The 3,276-nt window shown below is 51.7% G+C and carries 4 protein-coding genes; all 4 read left to right on the forward strand.

The genetic code is table 11. The features are described 5' to 3' along the window. Window positions 1–526, forward strand: a 526-nt coding sequence (locus tag Q0349_RS09415) for a class I tRNA ligase family protein (protein ID WP_298080628.1), incomplete at its 5' end; no start/stop codon positions are given. Between the two features lie 68 nt (window positions 527–594). After that, on the forward strand, window positions 595–1,668 hold the full coding sequence (locus Q0349_RS09420) for an AAA family ATPase (RefSeq protein WP_298080630.1): 1,074 nt from the start codon (window positions 595–597) through the stop codon (window positions 1,666–1,668). 1 nt (window position 1,669) lies between these two features. Beyond that, complete coding sequence (locus Q0349_RS09425) at window positions 1,670–2,182, forward strand: hypothetical protein (RefSeq protein WP_298080631.1); 513 nt, start codon at window positions 1,670–1,672, stop codon at window positions 2,180–2,182. Between the two features lie 43 nt (window positions 2,183–2,225). Then, complete coding sequence (locus Q0349_RS09430) at window positions 2,226–2,993, forward strand: hypothetical protein (RefSeq protein ID WP_298080632.1); 768 nt, start codon at window positions 2,226–2,228, stop codon at window positions 2,991–2,993. The last annotated feature ends 283 nt before the right edge of the window (window positions 2,994–3,276 follow it).

Genomic DNA, 3,276 nt, shown 5'->3' on the forward strand with positions numbered 1-3,276 from the left:
AACCGCCATCTGGCACATCCTCGAAGCCATGGTGCGCTGGCTGGCGCCCATCCTGAGCTTCACCGCCGAAGAAATCTGGCAACACATGCCGGGGACGCGCGAAGAATCCGTCTTCCTCGCCCGCTTCTACGACGGCCTCACCGGTTACGACAGCGCCTTTGACGCCGCCTACTGGGCGGATCTCATCCGCGTGCGCGAAGACGTGAACGTCGCGTTGGAAAACGCGCGCAAAGACGGCCTCATCGGCGGCTCGCTCGAAGCCGCGCTGCACATCACCGCCCCCGAAGCGAGCTACCACAACCTCGCCCGCCTTGGCGACGAACTGCGCTTCCTCTTCATCACCTCCGCCGTCACCCTTGAACCCGGCGATGCGCTCAGCGTCACCGTCCACAAAGCCGAAGGCGACAAATGCGAACGCTGCTGGCACATCCTGCCGACCGTCAATAGCGACCCCGCCTACCCCGGCCTCTGCCCGCGCTGTGTGGAAAACGTCGCGCACGGCGGCGAAACCCGGCGGTATGTCTAAATCCTTGCGAATCAACCTGAAAATGCCCTTTCCCGTACAGGAAAGGGCAATTTTTCAACCGGAATACCATGATTAAATACGCAGAATTTAAAAACTTCACCCGCCTACCGAACGCAAAATGGGAATTTGCAGCAGGCATTAATATTATCGTGGGTGAAAACGGGTTGGGTAAATCGCATGTACTCAAAGCACTCTATACCCTGTTAAAAGTACAGACCGATGCCAAAGAGCTATCCAAAACCGTATTGGAAAAAACCTATGCCGAAAAACTGATTGCGGTTTTTCGCCCGGAAAGTTTGGGACGACTGGTTAAACGCAAACAAGGACGGGAACGCTGTGAAATAGCGATAACAATGGGTGACAGTTCTTATAGCGCAGCTATCGGATTTGCCAGTAGTGCAAAAAGCCAAGTAGAAATTATTCGCCTCCCAAGAAAAAAACTGCCCCAATCTCCGGCCTTTCTTCCAACTCGTGAACTCATTACCCTGTGCCCGTGGTTTTTATCGCTATATGACAATTACCATCTGGAATTTGAAGAGACCTGGCGAGATACCGTCTCGCTCTTGGGAAATCCTTCTATTAAAGGCCCCCGTGAGAAAGATGCCGCCCAATTGCTAGCGCCTTTAGAAGAAGCAATGGAAGGCAAAGTTCTTGTTGATGCCAAAACAGGTAGATTTTATCTACAAATATCCGGTGAAGGAAAAATGGAAATACCGCTGGTAGCCGAAGGATTACGGAAACTGGCAATGTTGGCGCGGTTAATCAGTACCGGCACTTTATTGAAACAGGGTTATTTGTTCTGGGATGAACCCGAAGCCAATCTCAATCCCAAACTGATTAAAGTACTGGCAAACGTTATTGTCGCCATTGCCCATTCCGGCGTACAAATATTTCTCGCCACGCATTCACTGTTTCTGCTCCGCGAACTGGAAATCCTGCTGGCAGAAAACAAAGCTGTCCCGCCTCAACACCGCTGGTTTGCCCTGTTTGTAGATAAAGGAGAAACAAAACTGGAGCAAAGCAGCGACATTGCAGATATCCAGACCCTCATCATGCTGGATGAAGAACTGCTACAATCAGACCGTTTTATGATAGCAGCAGATTTATATCCCCCTGATACCGACAGTTCAAACCGTCAATAAAATGACCATAATTCAAGAAGGAAACCTGACGTTTACCTTTGGCCAAAAGGTCAAAGCTGAAAAATATGATAACTGGGTATTTTACAAAAACCAGTTCCAAAACCGTTGTTACCATGACAACAAGGCTGTCGATCTATTATGTTATTTGGAGCAGAACGCCTGGATGATAGAAATCAAGGACTACCGTCAACACTCAAGAAGTAAGCCAATAGACCTTGCCGATGAAATTGCGCTCAAAGTTCGCGATACGCTGGCAGGTTTGGTCGCTACACGAATCAATGCCACAAATTCTAATGAAAAAGACTTTTCCAAGGCTTTTTTGCAAAAGCGGTGTATTAGAATAATCCTGCATCTCGAACAGCCCACTAGCACAAGCAGATTAAGACCACACGCCATAAACATACGCGATGTACAGGATAAATTAAGACAAAAACTCAAAGCCATTGACCCCCACCCCAAAGTAACGTGCATTTCCAGCCTCTCGCAAAATAATCTGCCTTGGACGGTACAATAACTGCCCACATCCATAAACCCCTTTCCCCAACCCCGGAGCTCCCATGCCTACCCTCAACCTCTACCGCCTGAAAGTCTGGCTCGTCGGCGCGCGCGCCCAACCGATGAGCAAACTGCACCGCATCATCGAAATCAGCGGCAACGCCACCTTCGCCAACCTGCACGAACTCATCTTCGACGCCTTTGACCGCGAAGACGACCACCTTTACCGCTTCTACCTCACCCGCAAAGAAGAACCGAAAAGCGGCGACTACCTCTTTCAGGATTGCAAAGAAACCGTTTCGCGGGAAATCATGGATCTGGACGACCTCTTTGCCGACGAAGAAGAGACTGATGGCGAGCACACCGAACACCTTGCCGCCGAATACACCCTGGACGATGCCCGCCTGGCCGAAAAAGACAACATCTACTACTGGTTCGACTTTGGCGACGACTGGATACACCGCATCAAAATCGAAAAAATCCGTCAGGTCAAAGAAGAAGACGAAGGCGTCTGGTTCGGCGACATCAGCAAAAAAGTCGGCGAATCCCCGGCACAATACGGCGAAGACAGCGTTTGGGACGAAGACGGCGGCGGCACCCGTTCGCTGCGCCTCTTTACCTTGCTGGGGGAACTCGCCGACCCCAACGCCACGCCGGTCACATGGGACGAACTGGAGGCGGCAGATTTGGCCGAACCACTGCTTGCGCAAAAACTCATCGAACCGCGTAATGCCATCGACCCGAACGTCCGCCTCACCGCCGAAGGCAGGGCCGCTGCCGAAATCCTGCTACAAATGCGCAATCTCTCTACAGAAAACGGCCAGGAGTGAACACATCTCCCCCGGGACGGAGCAATTCGTAGATTGGGTTAGCAAGGCACGAGCGACTGGAACAGCTCGCACAACGAGAGACTCAACAAGCTGAATGAACCGCCCCACATATCGGAGGACGGATTGATTGGATCAGGCAGCTTTGCCTAACCCGCCCTCTTGGCGATAGTAGGCCGTTTCAAATTCTGCTGGCGGGGTTATAACTGATGGAGCTTGGCAAACGGCGCTGGTTGAACCCGTCCGCCCATTCCAGTGTCGAGAGTTCAACGTCGCCTGCACCACG

This window comes from uncultured Cardiobacterium sp. (genome assembly GCF_938028185.1).
In the GTDB taxonomy this organism is placed as follows: Bacteria; Pseudomonadota; Gammaproteobacteria; order Cardiobacteriales; family Cardiobacteriaceae; genus Cardiobacterium.